Origin of the sequence: Pseudomonas sp. MIL9 (assembly GCF_016887925.1) — a bacterium.
In the GTDB taxonomy this organism is placed as follows: Bacteria; Pseudomonadota; Gammaproteobacteria; order Pseudomonadales; family Pseudomonadaceae; genus Aquipseudomonas; species Aquipseudomonas mohnii.
Genome location: NZ_JAFEHE010000009.1, coordinates 14,772 through 38,255 on the forward strand (window position 1 = coordinate 14,772; position 23,484 = coordinate 38,255).

At 60.0% G+C, this 23,484-nt stretch carries 26 protein-coding genes; 14 read left to right on the forward strand and 12 right to left on the reverse strand.

Annotated elements, in window-relative coordinates; genetic code table 11:
• Positions 1-220 precede the first annotated feature (220 nt).
• Together JQF37_RS31355 and JQF37_RS11880 are read right to left on the reverse strand one after the other, a co-directional pair.
• Positions 221-1,033, reverse strand: a complete 813-nt coding sequence (locus JQF37_RS31355) for a hypothetical protein (protein ID WP_223272655.1) — start codon at positions 1,031-1,033, stop codon at positions 221-223.
• A 366-nt stretch (positions 1,034-1,399) separates the two neighbouring features.
• Positions 1,400-1,660, reverse strand: coding sequence for an accessory factor UbiK family protein (locus JQF37_RS11880; RefSeq protein ID WP_130205632.1), 261 nt, complete (start codon positions 1,658-1,660; stop codon positions 1,400-1,402).
• 418 nt (positions 1,661-2,078) lie between these two features.
• On the opposite strand from JQF37_RS11880, the gene glnK reads away from it, so the two are divergent.
• From glnK to sutA, 4 genes are all read left to right on the forward strand, one after another.
• Complete coding sequence (gene glnK, locus JQF37_RS11885) at positions 2,079-2,417, forward strand: P-II family nitrogen regulator (RefSeq protein WP_002555808.1); 339 nt, start codon at positions 2,079-2,081, stop codon at positions 2,415-2,417.
• 35 nt (positions 2,418-2,452) lie between these two features.
• Complete coding sequence (locus JQF37_RS11890; protein WP_130205634.1) at positions 2,453-3,790, forward strand: ammonium transporter; 1,338 nt, start codon at positions 2,453-2,455, stop codon at positions 3,788-3,790.
• 215 nt (positions 3,791-4,005) lie between these two features.
• Entirely contained in the window at positions 4,006-4,431 is a 426-nt protein-coding gene (locus tag JQF37_RS11895; RefSeq protein ID WP_047534955.1) for a secondary thiamine-phosphate synthase enzyme YjbQ, read from the forward strand.
• Positions 4,432-4,532: 101 nt separating this feature from the next.
• Positions 4,533-4,856 carry a transcriptional regulator SutA gene (gene sutA / locus JQF37_RS11900; protein ID WP_007980816.1) on the forward strand — a complete coding sequence of 108 codons (324 nt, stop codon included), beginning with the start codon at positions 4,533-4,535 and terminating at the stop codon, positions 4,854-4,856.
• A 183-nt stretch (positions 4,857-5,039) separates the two neighbouring features.
• Here sutA and JQF37_RS11905 read toward each other — a convergent pair whose 3' ends face one another.
• The 6 genes from JQF37_RS11905 to JQF37_RS11930 are packed head-to-tail and all read right to left on the reverse strand — an operon-like array spanning position 5,040 to position 9,650.
• Entirely contained in the window at positions 5,040-5,747 is a 708-nt protein-coding gene (locus JQF37_RS11905) for an HAD-IA family hydrolase (protein WP_130205636.1), read from the reverse strand.
• Entirely contained in the window at positions 5,744-6,643 is a 900-nt protein-coding gene (xerC, locus tag JQF37_RS11910) for a tyrosine recombinase XerC (protein ID WP_130205638.1), read from the reverse strand. Before xerC ends, JQF37_RS11905 begins: the two co-directional genes overlap by 4 nt.
• A gap of 2 nt (positions 6,644-6,645) precedes the next feature.
• Entirely contained in the window at positions 6,646-7,371 is a 726-nt protein-coding gene (locus JQF37_RS11915; protein WP_130205640.1) for a DUF484 family protein, read from the reverse strand.
• A 13-nt stretch (positions 7,372-7,384) separates the two neighbouring features.
• Positions 7,385-8,215, reverse strand: coding sequence for a diaminopimelate epimerase (gene dapF / locus JQF37_RS11920; protein WP_047534948.1), 831 nt, complete (start codon positions 8,213-8,215; stop codon positions 7,385-7,387).
• Between the two features lie 4 nt (positions 8,216-8,219).
• On the reverse strand, positions 8,220-9,467 hold the full coding sequence (gene lysA / locus JQF37_RS11925) for a diaminopimelate decarboxylase (RefSeq protein ID WP_130205642.1): 1,248 nt from the start codon (positions 9,465-9,467) through the stop codon (positions 8,220-8,222).
• 9 nt (positions 9,468-9,476) lie between these two features.
• The gene (locus JQF37_RS11930; protein WP_047534942.1) at positions 9,477-9,650 is read right to left on the reverse strand and encodes a lipoprotein; all 174 of its coding nucleotides are present in this window, start codon (positions 9,648-9,650) and stop codon (positions 9,477-9,479) included.
• Between the two features lie 302 nt (positions 9,651-9,952).
• Here JQF37_RS11930 and cyaY point away from each other — a divergent pair, with 302 nt between their 5' ends.
• The 3 genes from cyaY to rnk all read left to right on the forward strand — a co-directional run bounded on the left by cyaY (position 9,953) and on the right by rnk (position 11,133).
• Complete coding sequence (gene cyaY, locus JQF37_RS11935; protein WP_090466405.1) at positions 9,953-10,285, forward strand: iron donor protein CyaY; 333 nt, start codon at positions 9,953-9,955, stop codon at positions 10,283-10,285.
• Between the two features lie 4 nt (positions 10,286-10,289).
• Positions 10,290-10,505 carry a DUF1289 domain-containing protein gene (locus JQF37_RS11940; RefSeq protein WP_081997964.1) on the forward strand — a complete coding sequence of 72 codons (216 nt, stop codon included), beginning with the start codon at positions 10,290-10,292 and terminating at the stop codon, positions 10,503-10,505.
• A 217-nt stretch (positions 10,506-10,722) separates the two neighbouring features.
• The gene (gene rnk, locus JQF37_RS11945; protein WP_047534936.1) at positions 10,723-11,133 is read left to right on the forward strand and encodes a nucleoside diphosphate kinase regulator; all 411 of its coding nucleotides are present in this window, start codon (positions 10,723-10,725) and stop codon (positions 11,131-11,133) included.
• Positions 11,134-11,139: 6 nt separating this feature from the next.
• Here the strand turns inward: rnk and JQF37_RS11950 are convergent, their stop codons facing one another.
• The 3 genes from JQF37_RS11950 to JQF37_RS11960 all read right to left on the reverse strand — a co-directional run bounded on the left by JQF37_RS11950 (position 11,140) and on the right by JQF37_RS11960 (position 14,957).
• Positions 11,140-13,986, reverse strand: coding sequence for a class I adenylate cyclase (locus JQF37_RS11950; RefSeq protein WP_130205644.1), 2,847 nt, complete (start codon positions 13,984-13,986; stop codon positions 11,140-11,142).
• Between the two features lie 193 nt (positions 13,987-14,179).
• Positions 14,180-14,425 carry a TIGR02647 family protein gene (locus JQF37_RS11955; protein WP_103402917.1) on the reverse strand — a complete coding sequence of 82 codons (246 nt, stop codon included), beginning with the start codon at positions 14,423-14,425 and terminating at the stop codon, positions 14,180-14,182.
• A 247-nt stretch (positions 14,426-14,672) separates the two neighbouring features.
• Positions 14,673-14,957, reverse strand: a complete 285-nt coding sequence (locus JQF37_RS11960; protein ID WP_090326520.1) for a hypothetical protein — start codon at positions 14,955-14,957, stop codon at positions 14,673-14,675.
• Positions 14,958-15,081: 124 nt separating this feature from the next.
• Between JQF37_RS11960 and JQF37_RS11965 the strand changes: the two genes are divergently transcribed.
• Positions 15,082-15,741 carry a glutathione S-transferase gene (locus tag JQF37_RS11965; protein WP_130205646.1) on the forward strand — a complete coding sequence of 220 codons (660 nt, stop codon included), beginning with the start codon at positions 15,082-15,084 and terminating at the stop codon, positions 15,739-15,741.
• Positions 15,742-15,868: 127 nt separating this feature from the next.
• Here JQF37_RS11965 and argH read toward each other — a convergent pair whose 3' ends face one another.
• Complete coding sequence (gene argH / locus JQF37_RS11970; RefSeq protein ID WP_130205648.1) at positions 15,869-17,263, reverse strand: argininosuccinate lyase; 1,395 nt, start codon at positions 17,261-17,263, stop codon at positions 15,869-15,871.
• Between the two features lie 455 nt (positions 17,264-17,718).
• Here argH and JQF37_RS11975 point away from each other — a divergent pair, with 455 nt between their 5' ends.
• The 6 genes from JQF37_RS11975 to JQF37_RS12000 all read left to right on the forward strand — a co-directional run bounded on the left by JQF37_RS11975 (position 17,719) and on the right by JQF37_RS12000 (position 23,484).
• Positions 17,719-18,465, forward strand: a complete 747-nt coding sequence (locus JQF37_RS11975; RefSeq protein ID WP_047534918.1) for a LytTR family DNA-binding domain-containing protein — start codon at positions 17,719-17,721, stop codon at positions 18,463-18,465.
• 139 nt (positions 18,466-18,604) lie between these two features.
• Positions 18,605-19,546: a hydroxymethylbilane synthase gene (gene hemC, locus JQF37_RS11980; RefSeq protein ID WP_047534915.1), complete on the forward strand. Its 942-nt coding sequence runs from the start codon at positions 18,605-18,607 to the stop codon at positions 19,544-19,546.
• The gene (locus JQF37_RS11985; protein WP_130205650.1) at positions 19,543-20,310 is read left to right on the forward strand and encodes a uroporphyrinogen-III synthase; all 768 of its coding nucleotides are present in this window, start codon (positions 19,543-19,545) and stop codon (positions 20,308-20,310) included. The genes hemC and JQF37_RS11985 overlap by 4 nt, the downstream gene beginning before the upstream one ends.
• A 16-nt stretch (positions 20,311-20,326) precedes the next feature.
• On the forward strand, positions 20,327-21,469 hold the full coding sequence (locus JQF37_RS11990; RefSeq protein WP_130205652.1) for a uroporphyrinogen-III C-methyltransferase: 1,143 nt from the start codon (positions 20,327-20,329) through the stop codon (positions 21,467-21,469).
• Positions 21,466-22,704: a heme biosynthesis protein HemY gene (locus JQF37_RS11995; RefSeq protein WP_130205654.1), complete on the forward strand. Its 1,239-nt coding sequence runs from the start codon at positions 21,466-21,468 to the stop codon at positions 22,702-22,704. The genes JQF37_RS11990 and JQF37_RS11995 overlap by 4 nt, the downstream gene beginning before the upstream one ends.
• A gap of 228 nt (positions 22,705-22,932) precedes the next feature.
• Positions 22,933-23,484, forward strand: a complete 552-nt coding sequence (locus JQF37_RS12000) for a disulfide bond formation protein B (RefSeq protein WP_130205656.1) — start codon at positions 22,933-22,935, stop codon at positions 23,482-23,484.

Consider the following 23,484-nt stretch of genomic DNA (forward strand, 5'->3'; position numbering starts at 1 on the left):
GTTTCGGTGTGATGACCCGGGCAACAAACTTTCGCAGGATGTTGCGCCGTTCCACGGGCAGCGTATTGATTCTGTGGCGAGGGGAGCGCTCCTCGCCACAAACATTCCATCGTTTAATTTCTTTGAAGAGACATTGATGTGCGATGCGCTAGTGTTGGTGGAAAGTGTCAGTTCTTGCATTGCTGCGTGTGGGAAAATATAGGTGGCCTACTTGGCTGGCTCAGGATCTCTCGCTTGGCTGAGGCTGCTTTGAGGAAGAATGTTCGTCGTCAGGCAGGTTGCTATCACCCTTTAGAATTTTTAGTATAAAGCTTTCTATGTCGATCTTCTTTTTGCCTTCTGCGACATGCGTCAAGTAGTTAAAATCTAAAGCTATCAAATCATTAAGTCTGGATTCGTAGTCGCTCGGGTACTCTGCTTGTTCTATTTGAGGTAAGCCTTTGTAATGGTCAAGGACGCTTTGGAAGAATTTGGTCAGTTTTCCGGTGGTGTTGTATTCATGCTCTGCCTCGGCAACAACTTTTTGCCTCCATGCGAATTCTTGTTTGTCTGACTCTTCCAGCGCTGCCCGTCTTTCATTGACGGTAAACGTGCCGCTGTCATCGTATGTAATTAAAGCCAGTTGATCCGCCGGCATTCCCGAAAATGGATTACTGGCCAGTCCTCTTGTATATAAAGTTGCTTTTTCGGCGCGTGCTAATAACGTGGGGTCGTCTGTGTCAGGAACTTCGGTGTCGTGTTTCAATTTGTTTGCAGTATAGTACGGGCTTAGGAGCTCATTGACTGTGTTTCTAGCCAGCGACTCCAGCTCCACTCTGGTCAGGCGTGCATCTCGGGCCTGAGCACGTAATGAGGCCTCGCTTAATTGATTCGCCATCGTGGAAACAGTAGTGCTGCGACTTACATCAGCTGGGGCTTGGGAAGTTTTCTGGTTGATGCCTGTATTTCCATCAGGATTGAGTGTCATCATTTTTGATCCAGTCAGTGCTAGACCGCTTTCAACTCCAGGATTGCTTGTTGAGTTAATCATCATTGCTGCTCCTTTGTTTTTATAAGTCAGATATGACCTGCCGAAAAAAATTACCTGTTGGCAAGGGTGGCAGTGATATGAACATTCCATTGGTATCAATAACTAATATTGACTGCGGGCTAGATTTTTTTCGTGCGGATTCAGCGCTCGCGTTCAAATGAGTCATTTGAAAGCTGAGCTTAGAAAGGGTGGATTTGCGGCGCAATCAGACGGCGGATGAGAGGTTCGTAGGATGTTGCCGGGACTCTTGCGGGCTTGAAGCCAGCAGTCTCGGCAATTCCTACAGATAAATCTGACGGTCGTTACGGCCTTGTTGCGAGCAGGCTCGCTTACACGGCGTGATGGGGTTAACCATTGAGGAGTGAGACGTTATTCGGCAGGCGGATTGAGCTTCGCTTCCATCTCCGCGACCTTCGTTTCAAGTGCTTCCAACCGTGCCCGCGTCCGCGCCAGCACGACCATCTGGCTATCGAACTCTTCCCGGCTCACCAGATCCAGTTTGCTGAAGCCGCTTTGCAGCAGGGCCTTGAACTGGCTTTCGATTTCGCTTTTTGGCAATGGGGTGTCGCCGCTGAAGAGACGGGAGGCGGTGCCCGTCAGGGCGTCGAGGAAGTCTTTGGGCGCGAGCATGGGAAAGGTCCTGATAACAATGGCCGGCAGTGTATCACGGAGTGTCTATAGTCATTTCGCGGGCAAAGGATGCACGCTTTTCGCGCATGGGGACGGACGGCATCGCACCGTTGTTGTGCGTAACCCGTGCGGTGTTGTTGCGAAGTCGCTGCCATCTGCTGGTAAAGGCTTGAAAACAGTACGTTTTGTGGAGATGGCAAGCTTTCTGCTTAGACCGTAGTGACCCATGCACTGATGCAGTCGATGTGACGAATGCAGTGCGCCAAGCGGAGCACGGGAAGTGTTTCGTAAGGAGCGGGTAGCTGGCGTCGGACGGGCAAGTAAGGTCGACGATGCGTTACAAAGCCAGGCACTGCGCTTAGACTTGAGACGGGTTTGTTTTCCTGGGGCAAGTCCACCAATTCGGGAGAGAGTTTTCATGAAGCTAGTCACTGCCATCATCAAGCCGTTCAAGTTGGACGATGTGCGCGAGTCGTTGTCCGAGATCGGCGTGCAGGGCATTACCGTCACTGAGGTCAAAGGCTTCGGTCGGCAGAAGGGACACACCGAGCTGTATCGTGGCGCGGAGTACGTGGTCGATTTCCTGCCAAAGGTGAAGATTGATGTCGCCATTGACGACAAGGATCTCGACCGGGTTATCGAGGCGATAACCAAGGCCGCCAACACCGGCAAGATCGGTGACGGCAAGATCTTCGTGGTCAATCTGGAACAGGCGATTCGCATCCGTACCGGCGAAACCGATACCGACGCAATCTAAGCCGCCACAAACCCAACGCCCCAGGAGAAAACAATATGACTCTGCGTAAATTCGCAGGGCTAGGAGCCCTGTTGTCCATCGTAATGCCCGGCCTGGCCATGGCGGCAGACGAAGTGGCGGCTCCAGTCCTCAACTCCGGCGATACCGCCTGGATGTTGACCTCGACAGCCCTCGTGCTGTTCATGACCATTCCCGGCCTCGCGCTGTTCTACGGCGGCATGGTTCGGTCGAAAAACATTCTTTCCGTGATGATGCAGTGCTTCGCCATTACCGGTCTGATCAGCGTCCTGTGGGTCATTTATGGCTACAGCATCGCGTTCGACACCACCGGCATGGAACAAGGCGTCATCAACTTCAACTCGTTCTTTGGCGGCATGGGCAAGGCGTTCCTCGCCGGCATCACCCCTGCCAGCCTGACCGGCCCTGCGGCCCTGTTCCCTGAGGCGGTGTTCGTCACCTTCCAGATGACCTTCGCCATCATCACCCCGGCGCTGATCGTCGGTGCCTTCGCCGAGCGGATGAAGTTCTCCGCGATGCTGGTTTTCATGGGCGTCTGGTTCACTCTGGTTTATGCACCGATTGCGCACATGGTCTGGTCCGGTAACGGCGGCCTGCTGTGGGACTGGGGCGTGCTGGACTTCGCCGGTGGCACCGTGGTGCACATCAACGCCGGTGTGGCCGGTTTGATTGCCTGCCTGGTGCTGGGCAAGCGTAAAGGCTTCCCGACTACCCCAATGGCGCCGCACAACCTTGGCTATACCCTGGTGGGTGCGGCGATGCTGTGGGTCGGCTGGTTCGGTTTCAACGCCGGTTCCGCTGCGGCGGCCAACGGCACTGCCGGCATGGCGATGCTGGTGACCCAGATCGCAACCGCCGCTGCTGCATTGGGCTGGATGTTCGCCGAGTGGATCACCCACGGCAAACCAAGCGCACTGGGCATCGCTTCGGGTGTGGTTGCAGGCCTGGTGGCCATTACTCCGGCGGCCGGCACCGTAGGCCCTATGGGCGCTCTGGTGATCGGCCTGGCAGCAGGCGTGGTGTGCTTCTTCTGCGCCACGACCCTGAAACGCAAACTCGGCTATGACGATTCCCTGGACGCCTTCGGCGTGCACGGTATCGGCGGTATCCTCGGTGCAATCCTGACCGGTGTTTTCGCTGCACCGTCCCTGGGTGGCTTCGGTACCGTCACCGACATCGCCGCACAAGTCTGGATTCAATGCAAAGGCGTGGGCTTCACGGTGATCTACACCGCGATCGTCACCTTCATCATTCTCAAGGTGCTGGATGCCGTCATGGGTCTGCGTGTCACCGAGGAAGAAGAAGCCGTCGGTATCGATCTGGCGCTTCACAACGAACGCGGCTACAACTTGTAAGCACGCGCATGAGAAAACTTGCCCGGCTTGCCGGGCATTTTTTTGTCCGGATTTTGTCGTTAAGGGAAGCGCTGAAAGGTTTTTTCTGACAGCTTTTGCACTGTTTGCGACGCGGGTTTTTGTGCCGCCGATTGCTTACAGGATTGAAGGAATATTAGGGCCTTTGTTTTTTCCCAGAGCGCGCTAGAATGCGCCCCGAACGTGCGGAGAACTGTATGTGGCAACAGACTCTGATTACTCTGCGGGCGAGGCCCCGGGGCTTTCATCTGGTAACGGACGAGTTACTCGCCGGCTTGCCTGAACTCAGGGCGTGTCGGGTTGGTCTGCTGCATTTGTGGCTACAGCATACCTCGGCGTCGTTGACCATCAACGAGAACGCCGATCCGGCGGTACGTCGCGACTTCGAACGGTTTTTCAATCGTCTGATCCCACAAGGAGCAGACGGCTATGAGCATAACGACGAAGGCCTGGACGACCTCCCGGCGCACTTCAAGGCCAGTGTGCTTGGCTGTCAGCTCAGTCTGCCGATATCGGCAGGCCGATTGGCGTTAGGGACCTGGCAAGGCGTTTATCTGGGCGAGCACCGTGATCACGGCGGTGCTCGTAAAGTCCTCGCCACCGTGCACGGTGAAGGGGCATAACCGCTGGTCAGCAGCGGCTGTTGATTTTTTTCCGGCAGCCTTCGACAGAGGGCAAAGCTGGGCTATAACTAATCTGCTTTTCGCAAGTCATGAGGTAGAACATGAGCGACGATGATCTGGAAAACGACGACCTCGAAGTAGGCGACGACGACGAAACCGAAGAAGGTCTGGAAGCGGCGGCGGAAGATGTCGCTGAAGATGACGGCGGTGATGCGCCGGTTCCGACCGCCAAAGGCAAAGCCAAGGCAGCGGTATCGGTCGATGAGCTGCCAAGTGTCGAAGCCAAGAACAAGGAACGCGACGCCCTGGCCAAGGCCATGGAAGAGTTCCTGGCTCGTGGCGGCAAGGTTCAGGAAGTGGAGGCCAATGTGGTCGCCGATCCTCCCAAGAAGCCTGATAACAAGTACGGCAGCCGGCCTATCTAAGCCTGTTTCCTTGCTTGCTGAAAAAGCCCGCCGTCGCTGCGGGCTTTTTCATGCCTGAAACAAAAAGATGAAAACGGTGGTGATCCCTCTGGGAGCGAGCTTGCTCGCGATGGCGGAGTGTCAGGCAACCTTTATTTTGAATGTTGCGCCCTCATCGCAAGCAAGCTCGCACAGGTTTCCTTGTCAGTTCGAGGCCTTGGTCCAGCTCGCCAGCAACGCCGGCAACTCGGTCAGGCTGCGAATCTCGGCATCCGGCAACCGGTCCGCTTCCCAGCCCTTGCCGGCCGGGTTGAACCAGATCGCCCGCAGCCCCGCTTGCTGGGCGCCGGCAATGTCGTCGCCCGGGTGGTCACCGATGTGCACCGCCGTCTCGGCAGTGGCGCCACCACGCTGCAGCGCCTCATGGAACAATCGAGAGTCAGGTTTGGCGATGCCGATGTCTTCGGCGCATAACGCGAACTTGAAATAATCCGCCAGCCCCAGGCGCCGCACATCGGCATTGCCGTTGGTCACTACGCCGAGGGTGTAATGGTTGGCCAGCACTTCCAGGGTCGGTTGTACCTCAGGGAAGATTTCCAGCTGATGCCGGGCATGCAGAAACACTTCGAAACTCTGATCGGCCAGGTCGGACGCTTCCGTATGGGCGTAACCGGCTTCTTCCAGCGCCTGGAACAGCACCCGGCGGCGCAGGGCGCTGATGCGGTGCTTGAGGTTAGGCTCGATGCTCAGGATGCGTTCGCGAATGGCCCACAAGTGTTCCACCGGCACCGCGCCCAGATTCGGTGCGTGTTCAGCCAGCCATTCACGCAATATGGCTTCGGCGCTGACGATCACCGGCGCGGTGTCCCACAGGGTGTCGTCGAGGTCGAAGGTGATCAGTTGGAGAGTCATGAATCATCGCCTTTAATGCGTTTGGCCCGTGGATGAGCACTGTCATAGACCGTGGCCAGGTGCTGGAAGTCCAGGTGGGTATAGATCTGCGTGGTCTTGATGTCCGAATGGCCGAGCAGTTCCTGCACCGCCCGCAGGTCCTGGGAGGACTCCAGCAAGTGGCTGGCGAAGGAGTGGCGCAACATGTGCGGGTGCAGGTTTTGCCCGAGTTCCCGTTCGCCAGCGGCTTTTACCCGCAGCTGAATCGCCCGTGGGCCCAGTCGCCGGCCTTGCTGGCTGACAAACACCGCGTCGTCCGTTGGATTGGCCAATGCCCGCAATGGCAACCAGAGCTCCAATGCCTCGCGCGCCTTTTTGCCCACCGGCAGCAGACGGGTTTTGCTGCCCTTGCCGAGCACCTGGATCATGCCATCCGCCAAATCAAGCTGATCAAGATTCAGTCCGGTCAGCTCCGACAGGCGCAGCCCGGAAGAGTAGAACAGCTCAAGTATCGCCTGATCGCGGCGTGCCAGAAAATCATCCTCCACACCGCCTTCAAGCAATTGCAGCGCGCGGTCAGTGTCGAGGGTTTTCGGCAGGCGGCGTTCGCCCCTGGGTGGCGCCAGGCCGTTGGCCGGGTCGTGGTCGCACAGGCCTTCGCGGTTCAGGTAGTGATAGAGCCCGCGCACCGCCGACAAGAGTCGCGCCAGGCTGCGGGAGGACTGGCCCTGGGCATGCAGGCGAGCGATCAGGCTACGCAGACGCTGGATGTCCAGCGCCGCCCAGCTGCCGATGTTCTGTTTGACGCACCAGCCCAGCACCTTGTCGAGGTCGCGACGATAGGCCGAAAGCGTGTGCGGCGACACCTGTCGCTCACTGCGCAGGTGTTCGCAGTAAGCGTCCAGTTGCCGTTCCATGTTCAGCGTACCGAGCGCAGGGAGTTGTTGACCCGTGGCAGCACGCGGCCCATGACTTCGGCGATGTAGCTCAGGAACAGGGTGCCCACCGAGCTTTTGTAATGCTGCGGATCACGGCTGGCGATGGCCAGGATGCCGTGGATACCCTGATGGCTGATGGCTACGACGGCGGTGGAACCGATCTGCTTGCGCTGCTCTTCGCCGAACAGAAAGTCCAGCTCGTGCTCGCGCAGGCTGCCGCTGACGCTTTTGTCTTCCTGCAACAAGCCGCCAATGGCCACTTGTGCCTCGGCATGAGTCACCCAGCGGCCGACCGGCATGGCGTTGTCGCCGAGCAGGATGAGGCTGACAAAAGGCACCTGGAAGTCCTGGCGCAGGCTGTCTTCGACGGACATCACCACGTCTTCCAGGCTGGCGGCATCCATCAGTGCAAGGATCAGGCGGCGGGTCTTGTCGAACAACCGGTCGTTGTCGCGGGCCACGTCCATCAAGTGCGAGAGACGGTGCCGCAACTCGATGTTGCGGTCACGCAGGATGGTCATCTGGCGCTCGACCAGCGACACGGTATCGCCGCGCCGGTGGGGAATGCGCAAGGCCGGCAGCAGTTCTTCATGCTGGACGAAGAAGTCCGGATGAGCCTCCAGGTACGCGGCAATTGCCGCCGCCTCCAGGCTCTCGGACGGGGATTCGTCGGACTGTCGGGCGGGTACCTGAGGCTTATCGGTCATGGCTTTGGCTCACTCAAAGACGCACTTGTCCTTCATATACACGGACTGCCGGGCCGGTCATCAAGACCGGGTGGCCAGGGCCTGCCCATTCAATGGACAGGCGCCCGCCAGGCAGGTCGATCAATAGCGGCGAATCCATCCACCCCTGGCTGATCGCGGCCACTGCGGCGGCACAGGCGCCGGTGCCGCAGGCCTGGGTTTCCCCGGCGCCACGCTCCCAGACGCGCAGCTGCGCGCGGCCCCGGTCGATGACCTGGAGAAAACCGACATTGACCCGTGCCGGGAAGCGCGGGTGATGTTCGATTTTCGGCCCCAGTTCATGGACCGGTGCGTTGTTGATATCGCTGACCCGCAGAACCGCATGGGGATTGCCCATGGACACGGCGGCCAGTTCTACCGGTGTGCCATCGACGTCGACCTGATAGCTCAGGGCCTGCTCGGGTGCCTGGAACGGGATGTCGGCCGGTACCAGGCGCGGGGCGCCCATGTTCACGCCAATCTGCCCGTCGCTGCGCACGTCCAGCTCGATGATGCCACTTTTGGTTTCGACACGGATCTGCCGTTTTGCGGTCAGGCGCTTGTCGAGCACGAAGCGGGCGAAACAGCGCGCACCATTGCCGCACTGTTCCACTTCAGAGCCGTCGGAGTTGAAGATCCGATAACGGAAATCCACGTCCGGGTTGCTGGGCGCTTCAACGATCAGCAGCTGGTCGAAACCGATACCGGTGTGTCGGTCACCCCAAAGCTTGGCGTGCTTGGGCAGAATATGCGCGTGCTGGCTGACCAGGTCGAGGACCATGAAGTCGTTGCCCAGGCCGTGCATTTTGGTAAAACGCAGCAGCATGGTTTTACTCCGGCAGCAGGCTTTCGCCAGCAAACAACTCGGCTACCGTTTCACGGCGACGCACTTCAAACGCCTGATCACCGTCCACCAACACTTCAGCGGCACGGCCACGGGTGTTGTAGTTGGAGCTCATGACAAACCCGTAGGCGCCAGCCGAATGCACGGCCAGCAGATCGCCTTCTTCCAGGGCCAATTCACGATCCTTGGCCAGGAAGTCGCCGGTCTCGCAGATCGGGCCGACGATGTCGTAGGCGCGACCGGCCGTGTTGCGCGGGCGCACGGCCGTGACGTCCATCCAGGCCTGGTACAGCGCCGGGCGGATCAGGTCGTTCATGGCCGCGTCGACGATGGCGAAATCCTTGTGTTCGGTGTGCTTGAGGTACTCGACCTGCGTCAGCAGCACGCCGGCATTGGCCACGATGAAGCGGCCCGGTTCGAACACCAGCGCCAGGTCGCGACCGTCAAGACGTTCGCGCACGGCCTTGATGTAGTCGGCAGCCAATGGCGGCTCTTCATCGCGATAACGCACGCCCAGGCCGCCACCGAGATCGATGTGGCGCAGGTAAATGCCGCAATCGCCGAGGCGGTCGACCAGGCCCAGCAGGCGATCGAGGGCGTCGATGAAGGGCGGCAGGGTGGTCAGTTGCGAGCCGATATGGCAGTCGACGCCGACCACTTCCAGGTTCGGCAGCTGCGCGGCGCGCACGTACACGTCTTCGGCATCGGCAATGGCGATGCCGAACTTGTTTTCTTTGAGACCGGTGGAAATGTACGGGTGAGTCCCGGCATCGACATCCGGATTCACGCGCAGCGAGATCGGCGCACGAACACCCAGTTCGGCGGCCACCACTTGCAGGCGTTCCAGCTCGTCGGTGGACTCGACGTTGAAGCAGTGCACGCCGACTTCCAGGGCGCGACGCATGTCGTCACGGGTCTTGCCGACACCGGAGAACACGATCTTGTCGGCGCTGCCGCCGGCGGCCAGTACGCGTTCCAGCTCGCCACGGGAAACGATGTCGAAACCGGCGCCCAGACGCGCCAGGACATTCAGTACACCCAGGTTGGAGTTGGCCTTGACCGCGAAGCAGACCAGGTGCGGCATGCCCGCCAGCGCATCGGCGAAAGCCAGGTACTGGGCTTCGATGTGGGCGCGGGAGTAAACGTAAGTCGGTGTACCAAAGCGCTCGGCGATAGCAGACAGGGCAACACCTTCCGCGAACAGTTCACCGTCACGGTAGTTAAAAGCGTCCATGAGGTTCCCTTATTGGTAGACGTCGTGCTTGTGCGCCTTGGAGGCAGGCTTTTGCGAGGACTGGGCCTGTGCCGCAGGGTCCTGGTCTTCGTCGGGCAGGTACAGCGGGCCTTTTTGACCGCAGGCCGACACAAGGCAGGCAACCGCGAGGAGCGCAGCAAGGGAAGAGATCAGGCGCTTCATGGCGAAATCCTTGAAAATGCATTAATTGCGCCGGAGTATACCGGCCGCCCGGCGGCTTGCCTATGCGACGGGGCTCCCGTCCGGCGGGCCTCGGCTCGATGCCGGTCGGTATCATGCAATCCTTGTGGGAGCGAGCTTGCTCGCGATAGCGGTGTTTCTGTTGACCATAATGTGGCAGCGTCATCGCGAGCAGGCTCGCTCTCACAGATTGGGGTTGCTGGGCGTTATCCTTTGCAATCGGGAGGCCTCGGTCGTATCTTGCGGCGCTTGAGCCTGATCAGACACTTTTTGAGGTTGCCGTAATGAGTTTGTCCGAAGCGCGTTTCCATGACCTGGTCGATGCCACCCAACAGACGTTGGAGGACATCTTTGACGACAGCGACCTGGATATCGATCTGGAAAGCTCGGCCGGTGTGCTCACCGTCAAGTTCGAAAACGGAACTCAGTTGATCTTCAGTCGACAAGAGCCGTTGCGGCAGTTGTGGCTCGCGGCGGTGTCCGGTGGTTTCCACTTCGATTACGACGAAGAGAGCGATCGCTGGATGTGCGACAAGAGTGAAGAACAACTGGGCGAGATGCTCGAGCGCATCGTCAAGGCCCAGGCTGATGTCGAACTCGATTTCGAAGGTCTGTAACAACGTGACACAGTCTGCGCCGGTACGTCCGCCCAAGCCGCTCTACAGCAATATCAGCCCGGCGGTGCCATCGCCGTGCAGTGGCGTGTGCCGGCTGGATGAGCAAAAAGTCTGCCTCGGCTGTTTCCGCCACGTCGAAGACATCCGCGAATGGCGCTCGGCGGATGACGAGCGGCGCCGGGTGATTTGCGAACAGGCTCTGAAACGCCGGTCTCTGTAGGCGCTGGCCTGACAGCGATGGCGGTCGTCCCCCTTCAGATCTTATCGCCGGCAAGCCGGCGCCTGCAGGGTTGCGTGCTGTCCGGTTCTGGCTTGTATATTTTTTGAGCTGTGTTAGTGTCCGGGTACGCCTCAACTCATCGAGGCTTGTGAAAACCCCGCCTTTTTCTGGCGGGGTTTTGCTTTTTTCGTGCAGAAGAAAGGAGTCTGCCCTGATCATGACCGCACCTTCCATCACCCTTACCCGTCTGGACGTACAGCGTCTGGAGCGTCTGATCGACAGCCTGGATGACACGCTGCCGGGCGTTATCGCGCTGCAAACCGAACTGGATCGCGCCGATACATTGGTCAGCCACGAAGAAGTGCCGGCCGATGTCGTGACCATGAATTCCCGCGTGCACTGCCGTGAAGAGAGCAGTGGCAAGGATTATCACCTGACCCTGGTTTATCCGAAGGATGCCAACGCCGACGAAGGCCGGATTTCGATCCTGGCGCCAGTGGGCAGTGCGCTGCTCGGCCTGAAGGTTGGTCAGCACATCGACTGGCCGGCGCCGGGTGGCAAGACCCTGAAACTGACCCTGCTGGAAGTCGAATCGCAGCCAGCCAATGGCGGCGCCTTCCCCGAGTGAAACCTGTCAGGCCTGTTCGAGCGCCTCGTTCAGTGCGTGCTCCAGGTCGGCCTTGTAACGCAGATACAAATTGCTTGAACTCTGCCCATCACCGAGCAGGCCTGTCAGGTCAAGGTCGGTGATGTAGCAGCGATAGCGCTCGGTTTCGCGGCGCTGTTCGATGATTTCCCGGGCGACCACGCTGAACAGTTGGTCGCCATGCTCCAGTTCTGAAAACTCCCGCTGATTGCAATACAACGTGACCTGTACCTTGCCCGGTACCGCTTTGCCGACGATCGCCTGTACGTCATAGAACGGTTTGTTGGCGGCGGTTTGCGGTGCCGGTCGGGGTTCGACCCTGCGCGCCCGCCCCGCACTGGAAGGCAGCAGCCGGTAATACAGAGTGTCCAGGCTCGGGGGGTGGGCCGCGTCCATTGGCAGCAAGGTGTCGCGCCGGTACAGGATCGACTGGAGGAACCGTTGCAGCGGCATCAGCAGGCTTTGCTCGTCGTGCCACGGCAAGCGCTGATGCCACAAGGCATTGAATTCATCGAGTACGTACAGATCGGCCTGGTCTTCGTTGATCCGGTAGAACACCTGGATGCAGTCGGGCTGCCCCATGGGCAAGAGCAGCGCCAGGTTGTGGTCTTCCAGGGCCTTGTGATCGAGGTGCAGCGGGCTGTAGCTGGCCAGGTCTTCGCTCAGGTAATCGAACAGCGCAGGCAATGAGGCCAGGGTGACGTGATTGACTTGGCCGGGTATCAGCTCAAGTACGTGGTAATGCTGCTGGACCTGAATCACGTAGCGGTAATTGAGGTTGCTCAGCAGCAGGTTCTGCGCCGTGTCGAGGATCTCTTCGACGCGCTGGGCGATGAATTGCGCGCGGTTGTGGCAGAAGCACTGCACTCGCAATCGGGGCTGCAGCGGTCCGTTGGGCAGATTGTTGAGGTAGTCGCGCAGGCAGTCGAGCAGGGCGTGAGGGCCGTCGAAGCGACTGACCAGGACTTCGTTCCAGCTATTGAGCGTGACTTGATCCAGGGTCAGCACCAGATTTTCCCTGACGCCGGCATAGCTCAGGGAGTCGGTGCGCTCGGTGGTCATCAGGATGTTCAGGTCGCGATGGTGCTTGAGCGGGTCGACGCCGACGTTCACCAGGATCAGCACCTCGCTGGGCACGCTGGCGCGCAGCAACGGTTCTTCGGCGACGGTCTGTAGCGGCAGGCGAATGCTCTGTTGCAGGCTGCCCAGCAGGTTGAACAGTTCGAACTCGCTCAGGTCGCTGCTTCCGGGATGCAGGGCCAGACGGGTGCTGCTGTCGATCACGCCGTTGCGGTGGCACCAGGTCAGCAGTTCAAGTAATTGACGGCTGCGCTTGATCGGGGCGAAGTGTTCCCACTCAAGGGCGGCCAGGCTGCCGTTATACAAACCCCACTGGCTTGGCTCCGACCCCTTTTTGCTCGATGCGTATACCAGCGTCAGGGTGTCTTCAGCCAGGTCAGGAGCGATGCCCGGGTTGATGAATTCGACCTTGCCTGCCTTGCGCTCGAAGGCGGCATACAGACGTCGGCCCAGCACGCTGAGGTCGCGTTTGTTGATCAGGCTGGCGGTTTGGTCGTTGCGGGCAAATTGGGTCAGGAAGCGGTAGCTGTAGTTCAGCTCGTTGACCAGTGCCCGGCGCTCCGAGCCGACCTGGCGGACTTTCCACTGACTGCGGCTATCGAGCAGCGCCAATTGCCGTGGGTCCCATTGCCATTCGTGGGCCAACCGTTCCAGCAGCGAACGTTGCCAGTTCTGGGTTCGACCGCTGCTGCCGGTGAGTTTGCGATTGACCTTCAGGTACAGCGCGCGACGCACCACTTCCAGGCGCTCGGGTTCGTTGCGGGCGATGAGGTATTCCTCGATGCGCCGATAAACCACGACGTACGGGTCCAGCTCATCGAGGTCGAGCCGATTGGCGAATACGGCCTGCTTGAAGCGCAGGCTCAGGCACTGGACCCTGGGGTGTTCGCTGGCGTAAACCTCGGTCAGCAGCAGCTTGAGCACCGATTTGTAGGGCGACTCGATGCCCTTGAACAGTTGCCAGAGTCCGGCACCGATAAATTCGCCGGGCGGAATATAGGCCAGGTGCCCCAGGTCGAGGGTTTCGTCGGCACGGATGAAGCGTTTGGAAATCAGCGTATGGGTATAGCGGTCGTAACTCGCCTCTTCATAGACCGGTACCAGCCACCAGATCGGTGTGCGTCCGGCCAGCCAGATCGCGGTGCGGTAAAACTCGTCCAGCAGCAAATAGTGTTGGGTGGTGCCACAGTCTTCCGAGCTCAATTGGCTATCGCGCTCGCCGCGCACGAAGCGAGCCGGGTCGATCAGGAAAAAGTGCGCTTCGGCGCCCTGGCTGTCGGCCCAGGCTTCGAGCAATTGGCATTTCTTGCGCAGCTCGGCGAGTTCCTGCTCGTTCAAATCCGGACTGTGGCAGACCCACACGTCCATATCGCTCTGATCGGCCTGGGCCAGCGTGCCGAGGCTGCCCATCAGGAACAGGCCGTGAATCGGGCGCGGCGGATTGCTACCGTGGCGCGGCTTATAGGAAAACGAGCGGGTCAGGCGTTGAGCTTCGGCCAGGGCATTGGCATCCGGCTCGAAATTCGACAGCCCGGCCGGTGTGCTGCCGGAAACGTAACCGGGCAACAGCGGATGATTGACGTGAAAAAACAGCGGAAGAAGGTTGAGCACCCCTTGCTGGCGGGTCGACAACCCCTCCATGGCGCGAGCCATGCGGCCCTCATTGAGCTTCAGAAACCGCGCGCGCAGTTGGCTGAGAACCTTGCGGTCGATTCCCTCGTCCAGATCGGGGCGGATTTCATGGGTGCGGGTCATGTCAGCTCAAACCGGCTCACAGGGCTCGGATGTGGGGCTCTTCGGATGAGGGGCAGTTTAGCGCCTCGGCCCCAGGGCGTTTAAGCTGATTTTGTATTTCTGGCGTCAGATTTTTATCGCGTGGCGACTGCCGAAAAAGAGTTTGCCCGCGGAAATCCCGTGGTGGAGGTTTCCGTGGGCGATACGGTGCAATTCAGGCTGTTTCCCGGACGCGCAGGATGGTCAGAACGGTTTGTATGTTTTGCGCGGCATCACGACCCAGGCTGGTCAGGTAACCGCCATCGGGTTGGTCGATCAGTTCTTTTTCAAACAGGCGTTGGGCAGCGGCAATGGCTTTGGGGGCAGCGGTTTGATGAATTTTCAAACCTTCCTGGGAACTGTCCAGGTTGAAGAGTGCAAGGATTTCCAGTTCGGCAACCAGCTCAGGGGTAAGCGACATAAGGACTCCAGACTTTCTAGGAATTAGACGACAGCGCCCCTAAGGTGATCCCACTCGTGCGGCATGTCCAGCCCTCGCGACAGGGTTTTTTCATGATGGTGAGCATTCCCCGTTTTCGGGACCTGCAGGGGCGAGCTACTCCGGGCGGCGTTCCGACGATGGTCGTCAACGATGACGCTGGAAACCTGACGCGCCGCGGTGCCCTCGGGTTTTTCGCGAACGGGCTCGCTCCTGCAGGGGGAAGGGGTTATTTCTTTTCCGGGGGCAACTCGGGCAGCGCACGCAGTGCCGCTTCGTACCATTCGGTGTCGAACGCGCGGTCTTCTTCGAGGATTGCGTCGATTTCCACGGCCAAAACATGAGCCATCAGATTGAGAATTTCTTCCTTCTCGTAACCCACCAGCGTCAGCTTGTTGAAGGTCGCCTTGGCTGCCGGCGGATTTTCGCTTTCGATCTGGTTTTCGATGGCTTCGATCAGGGTGTTTTCGGTGAACTCTTCTTCGTCGCTATCGATGTCTGTTGGCTCGCTCATGGCAGGCTCCTCAAGTTAAGGCGGCCAGTTTACCCGCATTCAGCCGCGTGATGCTGCTGGCAAGAAAGCCTCGAGCAATCTATAAACAGGCACTGCCCACCCCGCACGGCCTGGAGGCTCTGTGATGATCAAGCTTTATGGATTTTCAGTCAGCAACTACTACAACATGGTCAAACTGGCGCTGCTGGAAAAAGGCCTGCCCTTCGAGGAGGTGCCGTTCTACGGCGGCACCAGCCCCGAGGCGCTGGCCATCAGCCCGCGCGGCAAGGTGCCGGTGTTGCAGGTCGAGCAGGGCTTCATCAACGAAACCAGCGTGATTCTCGAGTACATCGAGCAGACCCAGCAAGGCCGGCCCCTGCTGCCGAGCGGTCCATTCGAGCGCGCGCAAGTGTTGGCGCTGGCCAGGGAAATCGAGTTGTACATCGAACTGCCGGCGCGTGCCTGTTTCGCCGAAGCGTTTTTCGGCATGACCGTGCCCGACGCGATCAAGGAAAAGACCAAAGCCGAGTTGCTGCTGGGAATGGCGGCCCTGGGCCGGCACGGCAAATTCGCCCCTTATGTAGCGGGCGACAGCTTGAGCGTGGCGGATTTGTATTTCCTGTACAGCGTACCGCTGGCGTGTGGCGTGGCGTACAAACTGTTCGGGATTGATCTGTTGGCTGAAGTGCCGCAGGCCAAGGCGCTGCTGGAGCGTCTGGAGCAGAATCCGAATGTGCAGCGGATCGCGGCGGACAAGGACGCGGCGATGCCAGCGTTTATGGCGATGGTCGCGTCCAGGAAGTAGTTTTGTAGCGCTCTTACGATCGCATCGCGAGCAGGCTCGCTCCCACAGGAGGTATGCGGCAGACACAAATTTTGTGTCTCCCGCCGATCAATGTGGGAGCGAGCCTGCTCGCGATGCTTTTGGCGATTTAGCGGCTGGCGAGCAACGCCTGGCCGCGAACCACGGCTGCCTTCACTTGCGCCGGCGCTGTGCCGCCGATGTGATTACGGGCGTTGACCGAGCCTTCCAGGGTCAGTACGGCGAATACGTCCTGATCGATCTGGTCGCTGAACTTGCGCAGTTCTTCCAGGCTCATTTCCGCCAGGTCCTTGCCGCTGTCCACGCCGTATTTCACCGCATGGCCAACGATTTCATGGCAATCACGGAACGGCAGGCCACGGCGTACCAGGTAGTCGGCCAGGTCGGTGGCGGTGGAGAAACCACGCAATGCCGCTTCGCGCATTATCGCGTGCTTGGGTTTGATCGCCGGAATCATGTCGGCGAACGCCCGCAGCGAGTCGCGCAGGGTGTCGGCGGCGTCGAACAGCGGTTCCTTGTCTTCCTGGTTGTCCTTGTTGTAGGCCAGGGGCTGGCCCTTCATCAAGGTCAGCAGGCCCATCAATGCACCGAAGACACGGCCGCTCTTGCCGCGCACCAGTTCCGGCACGTCCGGATTTTTCTTTTGCGGCATGATCGAACTGCCGGTGCAGAAACGGTCTGGCAGATCGATGAACTGGAATTGCGCACTGGTCCACAGCACCAGCTCTTCGGAGAAGCGCGACAGGTGCATCATCGCGATGCTGGCGGCCGAGCAGAATTCGATAGCGAAGTCACGATCGGACACGTTGTCCAGCGAGTTGCCGCCCACCGCGTCGAAACCCAGCAATTGGGCAGTGTATTCACGGTCGATCGGGTAGGTGGTGCCGGCCAGCGCGGCGCTGCCCAACGGCATGCGATTGGTACGCTTGCGGCAGTCGACCAGGCGCTCGTAGTCGCGGCTGAGCATTTCGAACCAGGCCAGCATGTGGTGCCCGAAGGTGACGGGCTGTGCGGTCTGCAGGTGGGTGAAGCCGGGCATGATGCTGCCCGCTTCGCGCTCGGCCTGTTCCAGCAAGCCTTTTTGCAGGCGGGTGATTTCGCCCAGAATCAGGTCGATTTCGTCACGCAGCCACAGGCGGATGTCGGTGGCAACCTGATCGTTACGGCTGCGTCCGGTGTGCAGCTTTTTGCCGGTCACGCCGATGCGGTCGGTCAGGCGCGCCTCGATGTTCATGTGCACGTCTTCGAGGTCGATGCGCCAGTCGAACTGGCCGGCCTCGATTTCACCCTGGATGGTCTTCAATCCATCGATGATGCTGTCGCGCTCGGCATCGGTGAGCACGCCGACCTTGGCCAGCATGGTGGCGTGGGCGATCGAGCCCATGATGTCGTGGCGATACAGGCGCTGGTCGAAGGTGACGGAGGCGGTGAAGCGGGCGACGAAGGCGTCGACGGGTTCACTGAAGCGGCCGCCCCAGGACTGATTGGTCTTGTCAGTGCTCATGAATTCGCTCGTATCGGCTGAAGAAAGATGGCGTTGAAAGCTGGCGCGGATAATAACAGGGTTGCCATTGCTGTCGCTGACACTGGTCGCCTGGTTTTTTCATGGCCCGCGCGCGTCCGGGGCAAGTCTTGTGCAATTCGCTCAACGATATTTTTCATTTGAGCTCTATCGTCTCGGCAACCGTCTACAGTTGGACAGTAGGGTTGGTGCACTTCTCGGTGCGCAAGTGGACTATATGAAGAGGGGGTGTTCAGATTGCGTATCAGCAAACCCTGTGGCGCTGTGTCGCCAATGCGAGCCTGGGCCGCCAATTGCCCGGCGGATGAAAATTTAGCCGTCGGTCTCGCGGCACTTTTTGACGCTCGCGCTAGTCTTAGCGTGGATCGCGGTGACGGACGTCACTTACCCTGTCTACGCTATCCTTGTGCGAGACTCACGCAGGAATCCAGCGCAATATGAATGTCCTGATCGTTGATGACGACCCCCTAGCCCGCGAGCGCCTGAGCCGAATGGTTGGCGAACTCGAGGGATACAGTGTCCTGGAGCCCAGCGCCACGAACGGCGAAGAGGCGTTGGCACTGATCGACAGCCACAAGCCGGATATCGTGCTGCTCGATATCCGCATGCCAGGCCTTGATGGCCTGCAAGTGGCCGCGCGATTGTGCGAACGCGAAACCCCGCCCGCCGTGGTGTTTTGCACAGGGCCCGATGAATTTGCCGTGGAAGCCTTACAGGCCAGCGCCGTAGGCTATCTGGTGAAACCTGTGCGAACCGAACATCTACATGACGCCTTAAAGAAAGCCGAGCGACCCAATCGTGTTCAACTCGCGGCCCTGACCCGCCCGGCCGCCGAAAGTGGCAATGGTCCACGCAGCCACATCAGCGCCCGAACCCGTAAAGGGATCGAGCTGATCCCGCTGAATCAGGTGGTCTACTTCATTGCCGATCACAAATACGTGACCTTGCGCCACGAGAGCGGCGAAGTGCTGCTGGATGAGCCGCTCAAGGCCCTCGAGGACGAGTTCGGTGACCGCTTTGTGCGGATCCACCGTAACGCACTGGTCGCTCGCGATCGCATCGAACGGTTGCAACGAACGCCACTCGGGCATTTTCAGCTGTTCCTCAAAGGCCTGAACGGTGACGCCTTGATCGTCAGTCGGCGCCACGTGGCGGGCGTGCGGAAGATGATGCAACAGCTTTGATTCGCTGGTCGCAGGCGAATTTCCACACCCGATTGCCGGACATCCGGGGCCAGGGAGGCCGAGTAGTTTCTGATACAAGTCAAAGTGGATTTGGCTGAGCTGTTATTATCCGCCGTATCTTTTCAGTACGGATTGATCCATGTCCTCTCGCCAGATCCGCATCGCCACCCGCAAAAGTGCTCTCGCCCTGTGGCAGGCCGAATATGTCAAAGCCCGTCTGGAAGAGGCCCATCCCGGTCTGCTCGTGACGTTGGTCCCCATGGTCAGTCGTGGTGACAAGCTGCTTGATTCACCACTGTCGAAAATCGGCGGCAAGGGCCTGTTCGTCAAGGAGCTGGAAACCGCGTTGCTGGAAAACGAAGCCGACATCGCCGTGCATTCCATGAAAGACGTGCCGATGGACTTCCCCGAAGGTCTCGGCCTGTTCTGTATCTGCGAGCGTGAAGACCCGCGCGATGCATTCGTCTCCAATACCTATGCCAGCCTGGACGAGCTGCCTGAAGGCAGTATCGTCGGCACGTCGAGCCTGCGCCGTCAGGCCCAATTGCTGACCCGTCGACCTGATCTGGAAATCCGCTTCCTGCGCGGCAACGTCAACACTCGCCTGGCCAAGCTTGATGCCGGTGAATACGACGCCATCATCCTTGCATCCGCCGGGTTGATTCGCTTGGGCTTTGAAGATCGCATCACGTCGGCCATCAGTGTCGACGACAGCCTGCCTGCTGGTGGACAGGGCGCCGTGGGCATCGAGTGCCGCAGTGCAGACAGTGAAATTCACGCATTGCTGGCGCCGCTGCATCACCAGGACACCGCCACCCGCGTCACCGCCGAACGCTCCCTCAACAAACACCTCAATGGTGGCTGCCAGGTTCCGATTGCCTGCTATGCGGTGCTTGAAGGCGAGCAGATCTGGTTGCGTGGCCTGGTGGGCGATCCGAATGGCGGTCTGCTGCTCAGTGCTGAAGCCCGCGCGCCCCGAGGCGAGGCCGAGGCCCTGGGTGTGCAAGTGGCCGAAGACCTGTTGAGCCAGGGCGCCAACGAGATTCTCAAAGCGGTCTATGGCGAGGCAGGTCACGAGTGACGGGCTGGCGCCTGCTGTTGACGCGTCCGGCGGATGAGTCGGCGGCGCTGAGCAGTCTCCTGGCCGAACAGGGGATTTTCAGCAGCAGCTTGCCGCTTTTGGACATAGCGCCGATTCCTGCCTCTGACACAATGCGCCAGGTGCTCCAGGAACTGGATCGCTACAGCGCTGTGATCGTGGTCAGCAAGCCCGCTGCTCGAATCGGCATCGAGTTGATCGACCGGTTTTGCTCGCCCTTGCCGCGAGTGAAATGGTTCAGCGTCGGCGCGGCGACGGCGCAGATTCTTGCCGATCGTGGCCTGGATGTGAGCTGTCCGGCGCAGGGCGATGACAGTGAAGCCTTGCTTGAACTTGAGGCATTGCGCGAGGCCATCGCCGGGCCTGAACCGCGCGTGCTGATCATGCGCGGGGAGGGTGGTCGCGAGTTACTGGCAGAGCGCCTGCGCGAGCGAGGTGCTAGTGTCGAGTATCTGGAACTGTACCGTCGCGAACTGCCGCACTACCTGCCGGCCGCGTTGCCACGGCAGATCGAAGCGGAACGCCTGAACGGGCTGGTGGTCAGCAGTGGACAGGGTTTTGAGCACCTGCATCAATTGGCTGGCGATGCCTGGCCACGGTTGGCGCGGTTGCCGTTGTTTGTACCAAGCCCCAGGGTTGCCGAGCTGGCACATGCCGCCGGGGCCCTGACAGTTGTGGATTGCTGCGGCGCCAGTGCCGCGGCTTTGCTGACGGCGTTACGGGAGCACCCCGTGCCCGTTCTCTAATGCAAAGGATGGATACGTGAGCGAAACAGCCTTGCCTAAAGATGACGTCCGGCCAGTGCTCGATGCACCGGTTGAAACACCACCACCTGCGGCAGAGCAGCGCCGAGGCAATGGGCTGGCGATTGTCGCGCTGTTGTTGGGCGCTGCCGGTGTCGCGGTGGGTGGTTGGGGAGTCTGGCAGGTGCGTCACCTGCAATCGACTAACCAACAACAGCTGAGTCAGGTGCAGGCGTTGAGTGATGAGGCGCAAAGCCTGAAGCTCAATGAACAGCGCCTGAGCGCGCGCCTGGAACAGATGCCGGGCGCCGATGTGCTGGAGGAGCGCAGTCGCCTGGTGATTCAGCTGCAGGGTGATCAGCAGCGTCTGAACCAGCGTCTGGAAACCGTTCTCGGTGCCAGCCGCAAGGATTGGCGCCTGGCCGAGGCCGAGCACTTGCTGCGTCTGGCCAGTTTGCGATTGTCTGCCTTGCAGGACATCAGCAGCGCCCAGGCCCTGGTGCAGGGCGCCGATGAAATTCTGCGCGAACAAAATGATCCCGGAGCCTTCGCCGCGCGCGAGCAAGTGGCCAAAACCCTGGTGGCCTTGCGCAGCACCGAGCAACCGGATCGCACTGGGTTGTTCCTGCGGTTGGGGGCCTTGCGTGAGCAGGTGATCGGCCTGACCGAACTGGCGCCCGAGTACAAGGATCGCGGCGAATCGTTGCTCGGCCTGACCGCCGATGGCGACGGCGCCAGCCGTTGGGCCCAGTGGTGGGATCAGATTTCGCGCTACATCCGCATCGATTTCAACGCCGATAAAAACGTCCGCCCGTTACTGGCCGGGCAGAGCCTGAGCCAGGTGCGACTGGCCCTGAGCCTGACACTCGAGCAAGCGCAATGGGCCGCGCTCAATGGGCAGGCGGCGGTGTATTCCCAGGCACTGGACGAAGCGCGCGATGTGCTCAAGGGCAATTTCAACCCGGACAATCCGCAGAGCAAAGTGATGCTTGAACAGGTGGCCGAGTTGAGCAAGCAGCCCGTCACCGTGGTCACCCCGGATCTGACTGGCACACTGAGTGCGGTTCAGGCTTATCTGGAACGGCGTAACGTGAATGCCGAAGACTCGGTCAAGCCAATGGCCAAACCTGCCGCGAACACGGCGCAGGAGGCCACGCCATGAAGCGCCTGTATGTGATCGTGTTTCTGGTCATCGCTGCGACGGCGGCGCTAGGCTTGGCGATTGCCGAGCACTCCGGCTACGTGCTGATCGCTTACAAGACGTTCAGATACGAATCGAGCCTCTGGGCAACGCTGGCTTTGGTGGCCGTCCTTTGGCTGCTGTTCTGGGGCATCAAGGCGTTGGTCGAGTTGGTAACGACGTCCAGTGGCGTGGTCAACCCGTGGTCACGGCGCAATCGCAGTCGTCGGGTGCAGGTTGCGATCGAGCATGGTCAACTGGATCTGGCTGAAGGTCGCTGGGCCAGCGCGCAGCGTCATCTGTCCCGGGCGGCGGAAGCCGAGCGCCAGCCGCTGCTGTACTACCTCGGCGCTGCCCGAGCCGCGAACGAACAAGGTCATTACGAGGAAAGCGACAACCTGCTGGAGCGTGCGCTGGAGCGACAGCCCCAGGCCGAGTTGGCAATTGCCTTGAGCCATGCTCAATTGCAGACCGATCGCGGCGACACCGAAGGCGCCCTCGCGACCCTGCAAGCGATGCATGAACGCCACCCTCATAACGTCCAGACCCTGCGCCAGTTGCAGCGCCTGCATCAGCAGCGGGGCGACTGGCCGGCCCTGATTCGCCTGTTACCGGAGTTGCGCAAGGACAAGGTCCTGCCAGCCGCTGAATTGGCCGAACTGGAGCGTCGCGCCTGGGGCAAGAACCTGTCTCTGGCGGCGCATCAGGAAGCAGACGGAACCGTCGGCTTGCAAACGCTCAACCGAGCCTGGCAGCAGTTGAGTTCGGCCCAGCGCCAGGAGCCGCAACTGGTACTCGCCTATGCCGAGCAACTGCGTCAGCTGGGTGCGCAGGTCGAGGCCGAAGAAGTCTTGAGGACTGCGCTCAAGCGCAACTACGACAGTCACCTGGCGCGGCTCTATGGTTTGGTTCGTGGCAGTGATCCGGCGCGTCAGTTGCAACTGGCTGAAGGTTGGCTCAAGGAGCATCCAGCCGACCCGAGTCTGTTGCTGACCCTGGGTCGCCTGTGCCTGCAAAGCAGCCTGTGGGGCAAGGCGCGGGATTATCTGGAAAGCAGTCTGCGCGCGCAGCGCAACCCGGAAGCCTGCGCAGAACTGGCTCGGCTGCTGGCGCAGATGGGTGATACCGAGCGCAGTAATCAGCTGTTCCAGGAAGGTCTGGGCTTGCTGGACGAGCGCTTGTTGGCAGCACCGCTGCCGGTGCCGGCTCACGCTTGACCGTGAGAGAAGGGTCGCCCGAAGGGGCGATCCGATGGCGAAAATTTTGTCGGAATTTTTCTTTCGTGATGCGTCTTCAGCAGAATCCTACAAGGGGCTACACCTGATCCTCTCGCTTCTGTCGGGAATTCCCTACACTTGCGCTGAAGTGTCCCCGCCGGCCTGTCTTGAAAGGCTGTTCCGCTTTCCTCTACCGTAGCTGTCGGTCCTTACTGTTACGGAAAAGCCATGCCTCTGGCCTGCTCACGCTCCCTGTTTTTCCTGGTTTTCATTGCGGGCGCCCTGGTGCTGGGCGTGTCGTACTATCTGGAGTATGCGGTCGGCCTCCAACCTTGTGGCTTGTGCCTGTTGCAACGAGGTTGCCTGGCATTGCTGACAGGTGTCTGTCTGACGGCTTCGGTGCAGGGGCCCGGTCGCTTCGGGACTGTCCTGTATTGGCTGTTCGGTGTGCTTTTCAGCTTGGCCGGAACAGTCTTCGCGTGGCGGCAGGTGTTGCTGCAAAGCGATCCGGCACATCAATTGTCGACTTGCGCGCCCAATCTGAGTGATCTGTTCGCAAACTCGCCCTGGATGTGCGTCGTGCGGCAGATGTTCAAAGGCACCATCGACTGCGCACAAATCTCCTGGACGCTGTTTGATTTGAGCATCCCGGAGTGGAGTCTGTTGTTCTTTATCTCGATGATGACCCTGGGGATTTATCAGCTGTTGCGTCAAGCCTGGGTCGCCTTGCAGCGACCGCTCAGCGGCGAGTCGTCGCACCGGACGCTTGTAGGTGATTAA

Bases quoted from the DNA above. Each gene is read 5' to 3' on its own strand.
- JQF37_RS11905 (WP_130205636.1), bottom strand. From the start codon at position 5,747: ATGACTCTCCAACTGATCACCTTCGACCTCGACGACACCCTGTGGGAC.
- JQF37_RS11965 (WP_130205646.1), top strand. From the start codon at position 15,082: ATGATCAAGCTTTATGGATTTTCAGTCAGCAACTACTACAACATGGTC.
- hemC (WP_047534915.1), top strand. From the start codon at position 18,605: ATGTCCTCTCGCCAGATCCGCATCGCCACCCGCAAAAGTGCTCTCGCC.
- dapF (WP_047534948.1), bottom strand. From the start codon at position 8,215: ATGCTGCTGCGTTTTACCAAAATGCACGGCCTGGGCAACGACTTCATG.
- argH (WP_130205648.1), bottom strand. From the start codon at position 17,263: ATGAGCACTGACAAGACCAATCAGTCCTGGGGCGGCCGCTTCAGTGAA.
- JQF37_RS11995 (WP_130205654.1), top strand. From the start codon at position 21,466: ATGAAGCGCCTGTATGTGATCGTGTTTCTGGTCATCGCTGCGACGGCG.
- lysA (WP_130205642.1), bottom strand. From the start codon at position 9,467: ATGGACGCTTTTAACTACCGTGACGGTGAACTGTTCGCGGAAGGTGTT.
- JQF37_RS11930 (WP_047534942.1), bottom strand. From the start codon at position 9,650: ATGAAGCGCCTGATCTCTTCCCTTGCTGCGCTCCTCGCGGTTGCCTGC.
- JQF37_RS11895 (WP_047534955.1), top strand. From the start codon at position 4,006: ATGTGGCAACAGACTCTGATTACTCTGCGGGCGAGGCCCCGGGGCTTT.
- xerC (WP_130205638.1), bottom strand. From the start codon at position 6,643: ATGGAACGGCAACTGGACGCTTACTGCGAACACCTGCGCAGTGAGCGA.
- JQF37_RS31355 (WP_223272655.1), bottom strand. From the start codon at position 1,033: ATGATGATTAACTCAACAAGCAATCCTGGAGTTGAAAGCGGTCTAGCA.
- JQF37_RS11915 (WP_130205640.1), bottom strand. From the start codon at position 7,371: ATGACCGATAAGCCTCAGGTACCCGCCCGACAGTCCGACGAATCCCCG.
- glnK (WP_002555808.1), top strand. From the start codon at position 2,079: ATGAAGCTAGTCACTGCCATCATCAAGCCGTTCAAGTTGGACGATGTG.
- sutA (WP_007980816.1), top strand. From the start codon at position 4,533: ATGAGCGACGATGATCTGGAAAACGACGACCTCGAAGTAGGCGACGAC.
- rnk (WP_047534936.1), top strand. From the start codon at position 10,723: ATGACCGCACCTTCCATCACCCTTACCCGTCTGGACGTACAGCGTCTG.
- cyaY (WP_090466405.1), top strand. From the start codon at position 9,953: ATGAGTTTGTCCGAAGCGCGTTTCCATGACCTGGTCGATGCCACCCAA.
- JQF37_RS11955 (WP_103402917.1), bottom strand. From the start codon at position 14,425: ATGTCGCTTACCCCTGAGCTGGTTGCCGAACTGGAAATCCTTGCACTC.
- JQF37_RS11890 (WP_130205634.1), top strand. From the start codon at position 2,453: ATGACTCTGCGTAAATTCGCAGGGCTAGGAGCCCTGTTGTCCATCGTA.
- JQF37_RS11950 (WP_130205644.1), bottom strand. From the start codon at position 13,986: ATGACCCGCACCCATGAAATCCGCCCCGATCTGGACGAGGGAATCGAC.
- JQF37_RS12000 (WP_130205656.1), top strand. From the start codon at position 22,933: ATGCCTCTGGCCTGCTCACGCTCCCTGTTTTTCCTGGTTTTCATTGCG.
- JQF37_RS11975 (WP_047534918.1), top strand. From the start codon at position 17,719: ATGAATGTCCTGATCGTTGATGACGACCCCCTAGCCCGCGAGCGCCTG.
- JQF37_RS11960 (WP_090326520.1), bottom strand. From the start codon at position 14,957: ATGAGCGAGCCAACAGACATCGATAGCGACGAAGAAGAGTTCACCGAA.
- JQF37_RS11880 (WP_130205632.1), bottom strand. From the start codon at position 1,660: ATGCTCGCGCCCAAAGACTTCCTCGACGCCCTGACGGGCACCGCCTCC.